Here is a 16,673-nt window from a genome sequence, read left to right as displayed (position 1 = left end):
AGAAAATCGTGGATTGTTCGGAATACGGGACGATCCGCGAGCATTTGATTAATAAGCCCGAAGATGCATAATTGAATGTGTAGTCATAGTTCAGACATATACCGGGAGGGAAAATGCGTGCCGGCGTGTTTTTCAAAAAGAACGAGTATGCGTTAAGGTTTTGTTTATAAACAATAGCGGCAGACGTGCGAAGCGCGGTTCTGCAGACGGCGCATCCGAATTATGACGGAAAGATTAGGAGGAAATATAAGAATGGCAAAATATAGAAAACTCGGCAGAACATCCAGCCAGAGAAAAGCATTGATCAGAAATCAGGTAACAGCTCTGCTTAACAACGGAAAGATCGTTACAACTGAGGCGAAAGCAAAAGAAATCCGTAAAACAGCAGAAAGTCTTATCGCGTTGGCTGTGAAAGAGAAAGATAATTTCGATGAAGTAACAGTAATGGCAAAAGTTGCCCGCAAAGATAAAGACGGCAAGAGAGTAAAAGAAGTTGTAGACGGAAAGAAAGTTACTGTTTACGATGAAGTAGAGAAAAAGATCAAAAAAGATCAGCCGAGCAGACTTCACGCAAGACGTGAGATGCTGAAAGTTCTTTACCCGGTTAAAGAGGGCGAGAACAAAAAGGCAAAAGAAGTCGATATGGTTGCAAAATTATTTGATGAGATCGCTCCGAAATATGCAGATCGTAACGGTGGTTACACAAGAATCGTGAAGATCGGTCAGCGTAAAGGTGACGCGGCGATGGAAGTTCTTCTTGAGCTTGTATAATAGCTGAGTTCCCGAATATTTTCGGCAGATTAATATTGAATTAATGAGAAACTCTTTCTATGAAATTCATAGGAGGAGTTTTTTTACAATGATAATTTTCATAGGATTTTTACTGTTTTGTAGAAAATGCACAAATAATACAAAAAAAATACCGTTAAAATATTAACAAATATGTTGTTGACAATTATTTAACAAACAGATATACTTGAACTTGTGAGAAACAAGATAGATAACGGTTGAAAAGATAAACCGGAACTCAATTACAGGAGGAATTATCAAATGGCAAAGAAAGAAAAAACAGTCGTACCTGAGATTGTTGACAGTGTAGAAGCGCTTGAAGCAAAAATGAAAGCAATGCGCGAAGCACAGAAAGTTTTCGCGACATTTACTCAGGAGCAGGTTGACAAGATTTTCTATGAAGCAGCTATGGCAGCCAACAAACAGCGTATCCCGCTTGCAAAGATGGCAGTAGAAGAGACGCAGAGAGGTATTGTTGAAGATAAAGTTATCAAAAACCACTATGCTGCAGAGTATATATATAACGCATACAAGAACACAAAAACTTGTGGCGTGATCGAAGAAGATACAGCTTACGGAATCAAAAAAGTAGCAGAGCCGATCGGTCTTGTTGCTGCGGTTATCCCGACAACAAACCCGACTTCTACGGCAATCTTCAAAACATTGATCTGTTTGAAGACAAGAAATGCGATCATCATCAGCCCACACCCGGCTGCAAAAGAATGTACGATCGCAGCTGCAAAAGTTGTACTTGAAGCTGCTGTAAAAGCAGGAGCGCCGGAAGGAATCATCGGATGGATCGATGCACCGTCACTGGAGCTCACAAACACAGTTATGAGAGACGCAGACATCATTCTGGCAACAGGTGGCCCGGGAATGGTAAAAGCTGCTTACTCTTCAGGAAAACCGGCTCTTGGCGTTGGCGCCGGAAATACACCGGTTATCATTGATGACACAGCAGATGTAAGAATGGCTGTAAACTCTATTATCCATTCTAAAACATTTGATAATGGTATGATCTGTGCTTCCGAGCAGTCTGTAACTGTTCTGGAGAGCGTATACGAGCAGGCGAAAAAAGAGTTCGCTTACAGAGGCTGCTACTTCCTGAAACCTGGAAAAGAGCTTGATGCGGTTCGTAAAACAATCATCATTAACGGAGCTCTTAACAGCAAAATTCCGGGAAAATCTGCATATGAAATCGCAAAACTTGCAGGTGTAAATGTTCCGGAAGATACAAAAATCCTTATCGGTGAAGTTGAGTCTGTAGATATCGCAGAAGAATTTGCTCACGAGAAACTGTCACCGGTACTTGCAATGTATAAAGCAAAAACATTTGACGAAGCTCTTGATAAAGCTGCACAGCTTGTAGCTGACGGCGGATACGGACATACATCTTCTCTGTATGTACATCCGGCAGAGAAAGAGAAGATCCAGAAACATTACGAAGCAATGAAAACTTGCCGTGTTCTGATCAATACACCGGCTTCACAGGGTGGTATCGGAGATCTTTACAACTTTAAACTTGCTCCGTCACTTACACTTGGATGTGGATCATGGGGTGGAAACTCCGTATCAGAAAACGTTGGTGTAAAACATCTTCTGAACGTGAAAACAGTTGCCGAGAGGAGAGAGAATATGCTGTGGTTTAGAACACCTGAGAAAGTTTACTTTAAGAAAGGATGTATGCCGGTAGCGCTTGACGAGCTGGGAACAGTAATGCACAAAAAGAAAGCATTCATCGTTACAGATACATTCCTTTACAAAAACGGATATGTAGATCCGATCGAGAAGAAACTGGATGAGATGGGAATTCAGCATACATGCTTCTATAACGTAGCTCCGGACCCGACTCTGCAGTGTGCTCAGGAAGGTGTTGCTCAGATGAGAGCATTCGAGCCGGATACAATTATCGCACTCGGCGGTGGATCTGCAATGGATGCTGCTAAGATCATGTGGCTTATGTATGAGCATCCGGAAGCAAACTTTGAAGACATGGCTATGGACTTCATGGATATCCGTAAGAGAGTATTTACATTCCCGAAAATGGGAGAGAAAGCATACTTCGTAGCTATTCCGACATCTTCAGGAACAGGTTCTGAGGTTACACCGTTCGCGATCATTACAGATGCTGAAACAGGCGTTAAATGGCCGATCGCCGACTACGAACTTCTTCCGAACATGGCAATCGTTGACGTTGACAATGCAATGACAGCTCCGAAGGGACTGACAAGCGCATCAGGTATCGACGTTATGACACATGCGATCGAAGCATATGTATCTATCATGGCAACAGACTATACAGACGGTCTTGCAATGAAAGCTGTTAAAATGGTATTTGAAAACCTTCCGTCAGCATACGAGAACGGAGCAAACGATCCGAAAGCTCGTGAAGAGATGGCAAACGCTTCCTGTATGGCAGGTATGGCATTTGCAAATGCGTTCCTTGGTGTGAACCACTCTATGGCTCATAAACTTGGTGCATTCCATCACTTACCGCACGGTGTTGCAAACGCTGTAATCCTTACGGAAGTTATGAGATATAATGCGGCAGAAGTTCCGACAAAGATGGGAACATTCTCACAGTATCAGTATCCGCATGCACTTGCAAGATATGCAGAGCTTGGACGTTTTGCAGGATGCACAGGAAACACAGACGAAGAAGTATTTGAGAACTTCATCGCAAAACTTGAAGATCTGAAAGAAAAGATCGGTATTAAGAAAACAATTAAAGATTACGGTATTGACGAGAAATACTTCCTTGATACTTTGGATGATATGTGCGAACAGGCATTTAACGACCAGTGTACAGGAGCAAACCCGAGATATCCGCTTATGAAGGAGATCAAAGAAATCTACCTGAAATGCTACTACGGTAAATAAGAACCGTAACTGCGAATAATAACAGAGCGCTGCTTTCACAGCGCTCTGTTTGCTTTTTTCAAATTATTTCGGTTCAAACATATAAATCTATGTACAAAATAAAAACAAAACAGAAGGAATGATAAAAAATTAACAATTAGATCAATAATAAAAAAATAGTTAAAAATTGCACAAAGTTTGCTTTAAGGGGTTTCTTTCCTGAAAATTACGGTGTATAATGAGCTCATCAAAAACGAAAAACAAAAACCCATTTAAGGAGGAACCTACCATGAAACTTGAAGAAAACAACATTATCGTAAAACGTTCGTATAAAACCGTCTATAAATGTGACGACAGTATTGTGAAAGTATTTAACGAAGAGCATCCGAAGTCAGATGTATTTAACGAAGCTTTGATCACGGCGCGGATCGAAGAAACAGGACTGGATATTCCTAAGGTGAAAGGAGTTTCCCTGGTTGAAGGCAAGTGGGCGCTCGAGATCGAGTATAAAGACGGAAAGACAATGGAAGATATGATGAATTCCGACAAAAAGAATATTGAGAAGTATATGGAAGATTTTGTAGACCTTCAGCTTCAGATTCACGGCAAAACATCTCCTCTTCTGAAAGGAATGAAAGATAAGCTTGCCCGCCAGATCAACAGCCTGAAAGATTTGGATGCAACAACAAGATACGAGCTTCTTACAAGACTTGAAAGTATGCCGAAACATAATAAAGTATGCCACGGCGATTTCAATCCGAGTAATGTGATCGTAGGTAAAAACGGCAAGATGACGGTTGTGGACTGGGCGCATGCAACACAGGGAAATGCAAGTGCGGACGCGGCTATGACATATCTTCTCTTTGCATTGAAAGATCAGGAAACAGCAGATCTGTATTTGAAATTGTTCTGCAAAAAGAGCGATACGGCAAGACAGTATGTACAGCAGTGGCTTCCGATCGTGGCGGCAGCGCAGCTTACAAAAGACAATGAACTGGAGAAAGACTTCCTGATGAAATGGATCGATGTTATTGACTATCAATAGAAGTTTCGATATTATTATCAATAGTAAAAGGAGTGGATAGAGGAAGGAATTTTACCGGATATGGAAGATAAGCGGATCATAAGAACAAAGCATAATCTTAAGGATGCGATGATCAGAATGCTTTCGATCGAAGATTTTGAACACATTTCTGTTACGGAACTCTGTAAAGAGGCAAAGGTCAGCAGAATTACGTTTTACTCGCATTACAGTGACAAGCAATCTCTTTTGGACGATATCTTTAACGATATGCGTAGTATAGGCAGAGAAGATTATTACAGACGGCAGAAGGAGAATAATCCGTAGGGGGAACTTGTACTCGGGTATGTAAATATGCTGAATGCGATTTTGGATCTTTATTATGCCCGGTTTGATTTCTTTCAGTATACGAATCCGGAGGTGAATCCGTATCTGGCATCTCGCCTTTACAGTATTATTTTAGAGACGGTTGAGATGCATACAGCTCATGTGCGGAGTAAATTGAAATATTCCGCAAAAAAGATAGCAGGTTTTGTCTGTTTCGGAATGTTAGGATTTGTGAATGAATGCCGGAGGGAAGGAAATTCTCTTGAGCAGACGAAAAAAGAAACGCAGTGTCTGTTGGAAGAGGTGCTAAGATCAGGGATTTTGACAGAATAGATTAAATACGGTTTTGTTAAAATGCGAAATTGTAGGAATACATCGGAATGAGAATATGGAACTGCCGCTTTACGATTTCATGAATCGTTAAAGCGGCAGTTTTGTTGTATTACAGTCGAAGAGTCTTTCTATGCACAGGGACACCCGAAGGAACTGCCGGGTATTTATGTAGAACTAAGTTCCGATGTGTAATAAAAGTATTCTGTTTTTATTAGTGATGTTGTAAATTCAATGATACGATTGTTTGAATGGGTTGTTCTCTCAATTTGTATTGCTATGTCCTGTGGTTTCAGACCTAATATTAGGGCATCTTCATTTGTTAATTTTACAGCGAAAATATTTTCGCTTGCATGTTCCGGAATAATGTTATACATTTGCATGCTTTTATACAATCCCTGCTTTTCTATATCATTTGCGCTCAAATCAGGATAAGGGCCTGTTGGTACGAATGAAATCTCAATAGCATATGGAATATGATCTGCATAAAAGCAGCGTATAAGTTTATACACATCTTCGTTTTCTATTATTTCTAATTTTTCTCGGATATCGTCAGAGGGAGAGATTACTTCAAATTGAAGTGTCTTAACTTCATGCACAACGCCTTTTTCTTCAAAACGTTTCCTGAGAGTATACAGTTTTGTTAATTTTTTTTCTATTTTTCGAACAGATACAAAAGTTCCTTTTCCTTGAATCCGATAAATGTATCCGGCTTGAGCCAGCCGGTTTAGTGTGTCTCGGACTGTGACTCGGCTTACGTTGTATCTAATGCTCAATTCTCGCTCAGTAGGCATTTTATCATTAGCCTTCCATTCGTTTGCGAGTATTTTCTCAAGCAAAATGTCATATAGCTGAGAATACTTGTAAATTGTATTGTTGTTATTTTCTTTCATAAGCCCCTCGTAATAGTAAATAATTGAAACAATATCATTTCATGGGTGAGTGCTAATTATACTGATAATAAAATAATATAATAAACGCACAAAAAAATCAATGAAATAGAATAAAAATTATCGAAATACACAATGAGTAGTGGAAGAATATATGCAATTCGCATAAAAATACTAAGGTTAATATCTAATTGTTGCAAATATTGAATAAATGTAATACTATTATAATACCAATTAGAGGAGGTGATCCAAAATAAGAACGAAAGATTTGTATCCAAGGCCACAATTAAAAAGAGAGTCTTTTTTCTTATTGAACGGACAGTGGGATTTTGCGTTTGATGATGAGAATATAGGGGTTTTAGAGGGATGGAGTCATACCGTCAGAGGGGATCGTAAAATCAATGTTCCCTTCACATATGAAACGGGTAAAAGTGGGATCGGAGATGAAAGACCGCATGGAGTTATATGGTATTGGAAAAACATAACCATAACAAATGAGTTTAAAAAAGATCAAAGTATTCAAATTAATTTTGAGGGGTGCGATTATCATTTAGATCTTTGGGTGAATGGAGTTTATAAAGGATCACATGACGGAGCATATACAAGATTTGCGTTTGAACTTGGAAAATTTGCAGAAGGCGAAGAAGTGCTTCTTAGCATAAGAGTTGAAGATCCGCATAGTGAAGAGCAGGTTCGGGGAAAACAACGTTGGTTATCTGATAATTATGGATGCTGGTACGTTCAGACGACTGGTATATGGAAAGACGTATGGCTTGAACAGGTTTCTGATGATTATGTGGAAAAAATAAAGATTACGCCCGATATTTATAAAAAGACAGTTACCATTCATACAATGTGTCATTCAAATAAAGAGAATTTAATAATGAAATCGGACGTTTATTTTGAAGGGAAATTTATTAATAGTGTTTCCGGAAAATTAGAAGCAGGTGTCTGTCAGATGGATATAGACGTATATAACAAGTACGTTGGGGAGTGGGGGATCGAACTGTGGAGTCCTGACGCTCCGAACTTGTATACATTAAAAATCTCGATTTTAGATGAGGATGATAACTGTAAAGATGAAGTGGAATCTTATTTTGGTATGAGAGATATCCGAATCAGAAACGGTCTTGTCCTATTGAATGGGCAGCCTTTGTATCAGAGATTGGTTCTTGATCAAGGGTATTGGAAAGATACCGGATTAACGCCGGAAAACGATGACGTGCTGCTAAAGGATATAGAATATGTAAAACGGATGGGATTTAATGGCGTGAGAAAACATCAGAAAACAGAAAGCGATCGTTTTTTGTACTGGTGTGATGTGCACGGACTTCTTGTTTGGGGAGAAGGTCCATCTTTCTATAAATATTCTGATAAAGCTGCGAAAAATTTTGTGAGAGAGTGGACTGAGATTGTTGAGCAAAATTATAATCACCCCTGCATTATCATATGGACTCCGCTAAATGAATCATGGGGAGTGCCCGCGATTGAAAGAGATGTTTGCCAGCAAAACTATTCGCAGGCGGTTTATCATTTGACAAAATCGTTGGACAGCACAAGACCTGTTATTTCTAATGATGGCTGGGAACACACTACGTCGGATATTTTAACACTTCATGATTATGAAGAAGACGGAGAAATAATGCGGCGTAAATACTTAACTAAAAAAGAAGAAGTGTTAAGCTGCGAGATTTATCATAATAATTTCAGGGCAGCTTATGCGCAAGGGTTTGGTTATAAAGGAGAACCTGTTCTGATTAGTGAGTACGGAGGCATTGCCTTTGAGGATAATGATAAAGAGTCATGGGGATACGGTGAAAAAGTAAAAACAGAGGAAGATTTTCTGGAAAGATATAAAGCTCTTACGGTAGGAATCAAATCTCTGCCATATGTTTGCGGATACTGTTATACGCAATTATCCGACGTACAGCAAGAGAAAAACGGTTTTCTGACGGAAGAAAGGAGGTTTAAGGTAAATCCGGAAAAAATAAGAGCAATTAATGATTTGCCTGAAGGTGTATTTTGGAACAAAAAAGGACATTAAAAAGGAGGAAGTAAGAAAATGAAAAAGAGATCGTTAAAGATTATGTCAGTAGTATTGGCGGGAGTTATGACTACGGGAATGATTTTAGGCGGATGTTCTGCAGGCGGAGACAAGGAAAACGGCGGAAACAAAGAGGCGTCTAAGGAATTGAATTTGTGGATGCATAATGGACAGGCATTTGTTGACGAGACAAAGAAACTTGCGGAGAATTATGAAAAGGAAACGGGAGTAAAGATTAATATTCAGACATTTCCTTATGATGCCATGAGTCAGAAAATGAAAGCAGCTTTTACTGCCGGAAATGAACCGGATATTATGCAAGTGTTTGGAGCGTGGATTCCGACTTACATGAATCAGAAACTGCTGGCGGAAGTTCCGGAAGAATTATCTGCAAACTTTGAGACAGATTATTTACAGGGCGCTGTAGATGGATATGCAAAGGACGGAACTTACTATGGAGTTCCGATTGAGATGAATGTTGAGTATGGACTATTCTATAATCGGGAAGATGCGGCGGCGGCAGGCGTTCCTGACGGACCGAAAACATTCGACGATGTGATGAAGATTGCGAAAAATAGCGCAAAATTCAATGGGGATGTTCAGGAGTATGGCGGACTTGAGTTTTATAACGGAGATAACTTTGCGGCATTATTCTTGTCATGGATTATGCAAAATGGTGGAGATTTTTGGAATGAGGATCAGACAAAGTTTGTTCTGACTTCTCCGGAAGCGAAAGAAGCGTGGCAAAAATTAGTAGATCTCGTTACGGTGGAAAAAGTAACAGATACGAAACACATTACTGCAAAAATGCCGACAGAGCAGTATTTCTTTGCAAACAAAGCGGCTCAATTAGTAAAAGGTTCCTGGGCATCTGCAGTTGGAGATGATTTGGAAAATGAAAATTGGAAATATGTATTTATGCCTCCTGTAAAAGGCGATATTCCATATTTTGCAGTTGAATCAGGCTGGGGATATGTTGTTTCTGAAAACAGTAAAAATAAAGATACCGCGTGGGATTTCGTAAAATATTGTATGGAACCTGAAAATGCAAAAGAGTTTAATTTGGGAACAGGAACAGTTGCGTCCTTAAAAGCGATTATTGATGATGAGGGTTATCAGTCGGATGAAAGAAATGTAAGAGTGAGCGATCAGTATCAGTATTTACAGTATGCAAGAAGCGTAGGACCTGTTCAGGATATGGACTTTGTTAAGAAAACTTTATTAGATACATTTACAAAAGCGGCATCTGGAAGTATTGGTACAGATGAAGCGTTGGAGGAAATGGAGACAAGTATCAATAACCATATTCAGGAATTATTGAAACAGGCAAAATAAGTATTTAAGAGGAGACGTTTGTCTCCTCTCAAACTGATTGGAGGAGTGGCGGTGGAAAAAAAGACAAGCAGATTAAAACGTCTTCAAAGACGATTTATTGTATGTGGACTTACTCCGATAATGCTGCTGTTTTTTATATTTTCTGTAGTTCCTATCATATTCAGCATTGTAATGTCATTTTATAATTATAATGGATTTCCGGGAGCTCCCTTTGTGGGACTGGCGAATTATAAGATGTTATTTCAAGATCCGGAGTTTTTAGGAGCGCTTAAAAATACAGTAGTATTTGTTTTAGTCGCAGTAGTTTTAAATATTTGTATTTCCACATTTTTAGCGGTATTGATTAAATCACTTCGAAAAAAAGGGGCAAGAAGCTTTTTTCGTGGCTGGATGTTTTTGCCGGCAGTAGTGCCGATTGTTGCAGTGTGTTATGTTTGGTTGATTATGTTCGATCCTGCGAATGGAGTTTTAAATCAGGCACTGATGGCACTTGGAATGGATCATCCGATTAACTGGTTAAATGATCCGAGAACGGCTTTGTTTAGTATTGTACTGGTTACGCTTTGGTGCGATTTGGGATACAATTTGGTCATATTGATGTCAGGGTTAGATAATATACCGAATATGTTTTTAGAAGCGGCTGAAATTGACGGGGCAAACAGTATACAGAAATTTTTTAAAATTACATTGCCTTTGATGTCGAGGAATATGCTTTTTGTTGTCATTATGACATGCATTTCGTATTTTCAGGTTTTTGCTCAGGTGCAGATTATGACGCAGGGAGGACCGGAAAACCATACGAATGTCATAGGATTAAATATCTATAATTATGCGTTCAGATATTCGCAGATGGGATATGCATCGGCGATGGCAGTTGTGTTGCTTGGTATTATATTAATAGTATCATTAGTTCAGTTAAAAGTCGGAAAGCAAGACTGGGAATACTAGGAGGTGTCGAAGGTGAAAAAGCTTGTGCGAATAGGGAAAATTATTATTTTAGCAGTTGCCTTTATAGTTGTTGCATTTCCGTTTTTTTGGTGTTTGATGCTGTCTTTCAAAAGCAATGCGGAAATTATGAGTATACCGACAACATTTTTCCCATCAGAATGGATCGTATCCGGATATAAGAAAGTATTGACTGAAGCCCCATTTATGACCTGGCTGTGGAACAGTTTGTTTTCATCTGTCGTATCAACAGCTATCGTAGTATTTACGAGTTGTCTTGGGGGATATATTTTTGGTAAATTTAATTTTAAGGGGAAAAATTTTCTGTTTGTTTGTGTGTTGATTACGATGATGGTTCCTTTTCAGGTAACGATGATTCCCACATATATCATTTGCAGCAAGTTGAATATTTTAAATTCTATGTCAGCGCTGATTATACCTTTCATGGTATCGGGATTTGGAATATTTTTGTGTCGTCAATTTGCGGAAAGCATTCCGAATGATATATTAGAGGCGGCTAGGATCGATGGGGCAGGGGAATGGAGAATCTTTTTTGGCATTGTAATTCATACGATCAAACCTGCAATCGCGGCACTGTGCATTTTTATATTTATGGGAAGATGGAATGATTATTTGTGGCCGTTAATAGCGATTGTAGATGAAGATAAAATGACGTTGCCGCTGGCGTTGAATTTCTTTAATTCCAGCTTGTTAACGGATTACTGTACTTCGATGAGTGCGGGTGTTTTGGTTATGATACCGATTATTATTATATATTTTATTTTCCAAAAGCAGTTTATAGAAGGAATTACAATGACTGGAATTAAATAGAAAGGGGACTGGAGAGAATGAAAAAAGAGTTTTTTAAATTTGTTTTTTTGGGTGCGGGAAGTTCTGTTTTTACAATGAGACTTGTGGGAGATATTCTGAAAGAAGATACTATAAAAAAGGGGCATATCGCACTTGTGGATTTGGATGAAAAGCTGCTTAGAGAGACGGAAGAAGCTGTGAAAGAGCTTGTTGCATTTTCGGGTCAGGAATTTGAAGTTACAGCGCATATTGACTATAAAGAGGCGCTGCCGGGAACGGATTATTTGTTTAATACGATTGCAACAGGAGGGTACGAGCGTTGGAAGAGTGACATAGAGGTGTCGACAAAACACGGAGTACTTCAGTCGGTTGGAGATACAATAGGTCCGGGCGGGATTATTCGAGCATTAAGAACGATACCGGTCATCCTTGATGTTGCTAAAACAATGGAAGAGATCTGCCCGGATGCATGGATAATTAATTATGCCAATCCCGAGGGGGCAATCTGCCTTGCGCTTCAGAAATATACAAAAATTAAGAATTTCGGTTTATGTCATGGAACGCCGGATATGGCAAAACAACTTGCAGAAGAAGTTTTTAAAGTTCCGATAGAAAGATTTACATATCGTGCCGCAGGAATTAATCATTTAACGTGGTTTACGGATATGAAGATTGATGGCAAAGACGTTTATCCTAAGTTACATGACAAATTAAAAGAGAGCGGATTTGATAAAAAAGAACCTATTTCAAAGCAGTTATATGACATATATGGTTTATATCCGGCGCCCGGTGATCGTCATGTGGGAGAGTTTTTTCCGTATTACATGAAAGAAGAAGTTCTTATGGAACAGGATTATGAGTGGAAAAACAATGATTTTAAAGTTGTTGACGGTTGGAGAGAAGAGGCAAGAGTTCTGTTTGATGAAGTAAGGACAAAAAAAGAGGGATATGAAGAATTCCTGAAAGGCTCAGGAGAAACAGCGACTTATTTTATTCGTTCGCTTGCAACAGGAGATATTTCTGATGAAATGGTCAATGTGATCAACAATGGTTATATCGATAATGTCTCTTCGGGTATCATTGTAGAATTACCTACTTATATTGATGAGTTTGGGCTTCATCCGCAGAAAATCGGAAAACTTCCGGATGCGATTGCAGCACAGTGCGATCGCCTTGGGAGAGAATATCTGTTAATGGTAGAAGCGGCGGCAACATGTAATTATGAGCTTGCACGGCAGGCGATGTTTTTGGATCCGCTTGTATCTAATTGCAAATATCCGGAATTATTGTTAAAAGATCTTATCCGTGCAAATCTTGATTTGCTTCCGGAAGCTTGGGAAAAACATTGTTGAATGGAGGAAACGGGGTGTTCTTTTTAGGGATAGATGGCGGTGGAACGAAAACGGCCTTTTTGCTTATAAATGAAAATGGAGATATTATTGAAGCAAAGACGATTGCTACAGTATCTTACAAACATGTAGGAATGGACAATTCGATTGCGCTTTTAAAAGAAACGGTTCACGAAATTTTGAATGACCGGGAAGCGTACATTTGTCTCGCTCTTCCTAACTGGGGAGAGTCGAAAGACGGTGATGGTGAATTTTTGTCCCGTATTAAAGAAATAACAGAACTCCCTGTGAAAATTGTGAACGATAGTGTGGTGGGGTGGGCGGGATCCCTCGGATTATCTTCCGGGATTAATCTCGTTGCCGGCACCGGATCGATTGCATATGGAAGAAATGACGCGGGTGAGGAAGCTCGTGCCGGCGGATGGGATGAAAGATTTTCGGATGAAGGATCATGTTACTGGCTTGGTATGAAATCTTTAGAACTTTTTTCAAAAGAAAGCGATGGAAGGGCGGAAAAAGGCGCTCTTTTGGAGATTTTTCGGAATAGATTTGAGTTAAAATGTGATTTTGATATTATTGATATTTTTAATCGGCGGTACCGAAATGATCGAACGAAAATAGCAGGCCTTCAAAAATATTTGTTAGAAGCTGCCCAAAAAGGAGATTTGGAAGCTGTGAAAATGTATGAGATTGCGGCGGATGAGTTGGCAATGATCGTTGGTTCCGTATACCGGAAGTTGAAATTCGGCGAAGGAACACTTGTATCTTATTCAGGAGGTTTGTTTCATGCAGGAGAGTTTATATTAGGCCCGTTACGAGAACAGTTGAAAACAGAAGGCGTCCGGTTATGCGCGCCTAAATATACGCCGGTAGAAGGCGCCTCTTTGTTAGCGGCGGAGATGTTCGATGGTGAAAAACAATACATAGAGGCGATTAGAAGAGGATTTGACATAAAGTAGAGAGGAACGTTCAATTATCATCTTGAAGGGGCGCTCGAAAACATATACAAAAAAATAAGAATCTCCCATGGAAGATCAAGTATCAAAAATGTTGATTTCTGTAGGAGATTCTCTTATTTTAAGATTTAGCAGCTAAAAAACAGTATTTACTGACAGCTCCTTTTTACGTGGTGAGCGTCTGTCAATCTTGGAACGTACTTTTGGCGCTTCTGATGATTGCAATGATCACCTTAGAGCATTTTTACAAAGGTGATAAAACAAGCTGAGGATTGTCGGCAATCTCTCCTTCAGGGGAAATGATCCACTGACCGTCTTTTAATTCGGATCTGTAGTCAGTTCCGTCTTGTCCTGTAAAAGGATCGCTGAAAATAAATTCCAGCTTATTATAGTTATCTGAAAACTCAATCAGACCTTCTGTCAGTACTTCGTAGTTAGAATCGCCGATTTTTTCAGGTTTTCCTATTCTCAATCGGTTTCCTTCTGTTAAAATAATATACAGTTCGTTGGCGTCGTATGTTTCATTGTTGATTACAAATTGGTCAGGACCGGATGCTATAGTCCATGCCTGGTTATATCTGCTAAAATCTTTTGCAGGATCATATTTGTCAGCGGCGCTGCTGCGTACAAAACAATCAGTAGTGTAATCTAGGATCATAGAGTCAGAAGTAAATAACGCAAAATGATCATCTGAAAGTTTCACATATCCTTTTTCTTCGTTTTGGACGTCTTTTGATGTCATTACTAAATAGTTGTTTTCGTATGTGTACGTTCCTTTGGCTGTTTGTTCATCATTCCAAACGACAAAAGTTCCGTCTTTTTCAATTTTCACTTGTATACCGTAACTAAGATCGATCCATGATCCGATCAGAGGCGTATCGCCATCTTGTACATCTGATGCTTCGTCCGATGCGGTGTCTTTATTTGCTGTATCTGTTGTTTCGTTCGCAGATTTGTCTGTGGAGTCTGTAGGTTCTTTGTCTGAATTTCCGCAACCTGAAATGCTGCTGATTGCCAGTGCTGTTGATAAAAAGACAGACATCCATTTTTTTAAGTATTTTCCTTTCATGATCTGTTTTCCCCCTTGTTTGATATAAAAAGTTTTAACGGTTGTTGTAAATAAGTATATCATCATTTATGAGATATTAAAAAGGAAAAAGGTGCGCTTGTAATATTGGATAAATGGCTTATGAAGTCTAAGAAACAATTAGAAGACGGCTTATTTCGGATGGAAGAGTTGATCGGGGGCGCTGCGGATGAATAAAGTTTTTGCGAAAAATGGATGGGATAATTAAGCATAAAAAAACGAGAAACCTTAGATTTAATAAGGTTTCTCGACTTTCGTCAGCAATGCGGAAGAAGAGACTTGAACTCTCACAGGATAAACTCCCACTAGAACCTGAATCTAGCGCGTCTGCCATTCCGCCACTTCCGCTCGACAAATGATATTTTATCATAAGAAAAGATGTTTGTAAAGTGTTAAATTTGTATTTGTATTCTGTTTTTTCTTGTCTGTTTTTGTATGATCAGCCGGGGGATTCTCAAAATTTTATGAAAACCGAATGATTTACGTTTGATTTAGGGAGTCTACGCAGCGTAGACCGATGGAAAATGAACGTGTATTGTAAAATTTTCATAGTTTGATATGATTAGGTCAGTAAAATATTTTACTTTCTGCGAGACGATGCGGAAGGAGGAACAAAATGCAAGAAAGAAAAAACAGTGAAGCAGGAAATGAAAAAGAAGTTGACTATGGGAGAAAAAGCGGACAGGATAATACATCGGAAAATGTAATAGAAAACAGACCGGAGAAAAGAGTAAAAAATAAAGGAGGAAATAAGACAGGAGAATTTATTGCGCGAAAGAGAAAGGAACGCGGAATGACTCAGAAGGAAATGGCAGAGCTGCTTGGGGTTACGAATAAGGCTGTGTCAAAATGGGAGACAAGTCAGGGAATGCCGGATATCGGAATCCTTCCTGAACTTGGAAAGGCGCTTGGAGTGACAGTTGATGAAATTTTAATGGGAGAACAGATTGAACAAGAGAAAAGAGCGGAAACTGCCGTATCGGATGAGGATAAGAAGCTTTTGGAAATTGTGTTGGAGCGAGCCGAAAGAAAGGCGGAAACGATTCGGATCACATGGAAAGATGTTTTTGGCTGTCTGCTAATCTTGTCTGCGGTGGGGTTGATCATAGTGCAGATTTGGACTCTGACTCAGGGAAGAGAACTTGGATTGATCTATATAAGGAATGTAACTCCATATGTGATAAACGCGGCGGCAGTTTTCCTTTTTGGGGCCGGCGGCATGTGCATTGAAAAACTCCGCCCGATATGGAAAAGAAAATCTGTTATTGCAGTAACGGCGATTTTATTAGCTGCAGGAATTGAGGTTTGTCCATTTTGTTTTCTAAAGCAGAGGGAAATCGTTGATCTTGCACCTGATTTTTCAAATACAATGTGTCTGAAAATTGATGAAAACGGAAGAGCGGTTTTTTATCGGCAGCGGGGGCTGCTGTTCGGAGCGCAGTCTGATGTATTTCCGTTTACTGTGAAAGATGATGTGAAAGTACAGTGGCTTGAAAACGATGTGTGTGCTCTTACATATGAGTCGCCGGAAGATGATCAGGTGCATCAGTTTGTGGCGACTTACGGAGACAGAAATGAAGCGGTATCTTATTATTATGTGGCAAATGTGGCTTATGGTACATGGATGCCGGAAGACCGGGGAGAAAATTATAAGTTGGAAGTAGGAACAGGAGAAAACGGCGGAATCGATATTGAAACACCGGAAGGTAAAGAGCATTATGAACCGGAAGAATGTCTTCAGTATGGAACGCTTGCAGTTGTATTTCCCAGTGATGATCCGAAATGGACGCTTGTGTTAAATAAAGACTGCGTAGTGGAAGCGGGAGGAAGCCGGATAGAAGAAGGCGGAACAGTTACTTTGTGCAAAGTAGCGATGGAAAAAACAGCTCCGATCATTATGCATTAGAGAAATCCATTTGGAATGAAAGGAT

14 protein-coding genes and 1 tRNA gene are annotated in these 16,673 nt (G+C 39.5%); 12 read left to right on the top strand and 3 right to left on the bottom strand.

Annotated features, from left to right (window positions below; genetic code table 11):
- The first annotated feature begins 252 nt into the window (after nt 1–252).
- The 5 genes from ACH9UM_RS11780 to ACH9UM_RS11760 all read left to right on the top strand — a co-directional run bounded on the left by ACH9UM_RS11780 (nt 253) and on the right by ACH9UM_RS11760 (nt 5,329).
- On the top strand, nt 253–771 hold the full coding sequence (locus ACH9UM_RS11780) for a bL17 family ribosomal protein (protein ID WP_400091420.1): 519 nt from the start codon (nt 253–255) through the stop codon (nt 769–771).
- A 279-nt stretch (nt 772–1,050) separates the two neighbouring features.
- Nucleotides 1,051–3,669, top strand: coding sequence for a bifunctional acetaldehyde-CoA/alcohol dehydrogenase (gene adhE / locus ACH9UM_RS11775; RefSeq protein ID WP_009243078.1), 2,619 nt, complete (start codon nt 1,051–1,053; stop codon nt 3,667–3,669).
- Between the two features lie 268 nt (nt 3,670–3,937).
- On the top strand, nt 3,938–4,693 hold the full coding sequence (locus ACH9UM_RS11770; protein ID WP_009243077.1) for an aminoglycoside phosphotransferase family protein: 756 nt from the start codon (nt 3,938–3,940) through the stop codon (nt 4,691–4,693).
- Nucleotides 4,694–4,753: 60 nt separating this feature from the next.
- Nucleotides 4,754–4,996: a TetR/AcrR family transcriptional regulator gene (locus ACH9UM_RS11765; protein WP_400091417.1), complete on the top strand. Its 243-nt coding sequence runs from the start codon at nt 4,754–4,756 to the stop codon at nt 4,994–4,996.
- A 27-nt stretch (nt 4,997–5,023) separates the two neighbouring features.
- On the top strand, nt 5,024–5,329 hold the full coding sequence (locus tag ACH9UM_RS11760) for a hypothetical protein (RefSeq protein ID WP_400091414.1): 306 nt from the start codon (nt 5,024–5,026) through the stop codon (nt 5,327–5,329).
- Nucleotides 5,330–5,493: 164 nt separating this feature from the next.
- Here the strand turns inward: ACH9UM_RS11760 and ACH9UM_RS11755 are convergent, their stop codons facing one another.
- On the bottom strand, nt 5,494–6,219 hold the full coding sequence (locus ACH9UM_RS11755) for a GntR family transcriptional regulator (protein ID WP_004847482.1): 726 nt from the start codon (nt 6,217–6,219) through the stop codon (nt 5,494–5,496).
- A 307-nt stretch (nt 6,220–6,526) separates the two neighbouring features.
- Between ACH9UM_RS11755 and ACH9UM_RS11750 the strand changes: the two genes are divergently transcribed.
- Genes ACH9UM_RS11750 through ACH9UM_RS11725 form a run of 6 tightly spaced genes read left to right on the top strand, consistent with a single transcriptional unit; the run spans nt 6,527 to nt 13,658 of the window.
- Entirely contained in the window at nt 6,527–8,260 is a 1,734-nt protein-coding gene (locus ACH9UM_RS11750) for a glycoside hydrolase family 2 protein (protein ID WP_009243075.1), read from the top strand.
- 18 nt (nt 8,261–8,278) lie between these two features.
- Entirely contained in the window at nt 8,279–9,595 is a 1,317-nt protein-coding gene (locus ACH9UM_RS11745) for an ABC transporter substrate-binding protein (protein WP_009243074.1), read from the top strand.
- Between the two features lie 51 nt (nt 9,596–9,646).
- Nucleotides 9,647–10,543 (top strand): carbohydrate ABC transporter permease, encoded by an 897-nt coding sequence (locus ACH9UM_RS11740; protein WP_009321436.1) that lies wholly within the window; start codon nt 9,647–9,649, stop codon nt 10,541–10,543.
- A gap of 12 nt (nt 10,544–10,555) precedes the next feature.
- Nucleotides 10,556–11,371: a carbohydrate ABC transporter permease gene (locus ACH9UM_RS11735; RefSeq protein ID WP_009243072.1), complete on the top strand. Its 816-nt coding sequence runs from the start codon at nt 10,556–10,558 to the stop codon at nt 11,369–11,371.
- A 17-nt stretch (nt 11,372–11,388) separates the two neighbouring features.
- Nucleotides 11,389–12,702 carry an alpha-glucosidase/alpha-galactosidase gene (locus ACH9UM_RS11730; RefSeq protein WP_004847470.1) on the top strand — a complete coding sequence of 438 codons (1,314 nt, stop codon included), beginning with the start codon at nt 11,389–11,391 and terminating at the stop codon, nt 12,700–12,702.
- Entirely contained in the window at nt 12,699–13,658 is a 960-nt protein-coding gene (locus tag ACH9UM_RS11725; RefSeq protein WP_155236775.1) for an N-acetylglucosamine kinase, read from the top strand. The genes ACH9UM_RS11730 and ACH9UM_RS11725 overlap by 4 nt, the downstream gene beginning before the upstream one ends.
- A 241-nt stretch (nt 13,659–13,899) precedes the next feature.
- Here the strand turns inward: ACH9UM_RS11725 and ACH9UM_RS11720 are convergent, their stop codons facing one another.
- Nucleotides 13,900–14,724 (bottom strand): hypothetical protein, encoded by an 825-nt coding sequence (locus tag ACH9UM_RS11720; RefSeq protein ID WP_022002984.1) that lies wholly within the window; start codon nt 14,722–14,724, stop codon nt 13,900–13,902.
- Nucleotides 14,725–15,006: 282 nt separating this feature from the next.
- Nucleotides 15,007–15,090, bottom strand: a tRNA-Leu gene (locus tag ACH9UM_RS11715).
- A gap of 268 nt (nt 15,091–15,358) precedes the next feature.
- Here ACH9UM_RS11715 and ACH9UM_RS11710 point away from each other — a divergent pair.
- The gene (locus ACH9UM_RS11710; protein ID WP_004846964.1) at nt 15,359–16,648 is read left to right on the top strand and encodes a helix-turn-helix domain-containing protein; all 1,290 of its coding nucleotides are present in this window, start codon (nt 15,359–15,361) and stop codon (nt 16,646–16,648) included.
- Nucleotides 16,649–16,673: the final 25 nt, after the last annotated feature.

It is taken from the genome of Mediterraneibacter torques, assembly GCF_044591705.1.
GTDB classification, from domain to species: domain Bacteria; phylum Bacillota; class Clostridia; order Lachnospirales; family Lachnospiraceae; genus Mediterraneibacter; species Mediterraneibacter torques.
Note: the sequence above shows the minus strand (reverse complement) of the source record. Positions and strands in the feature narration are given on the sequence as shown.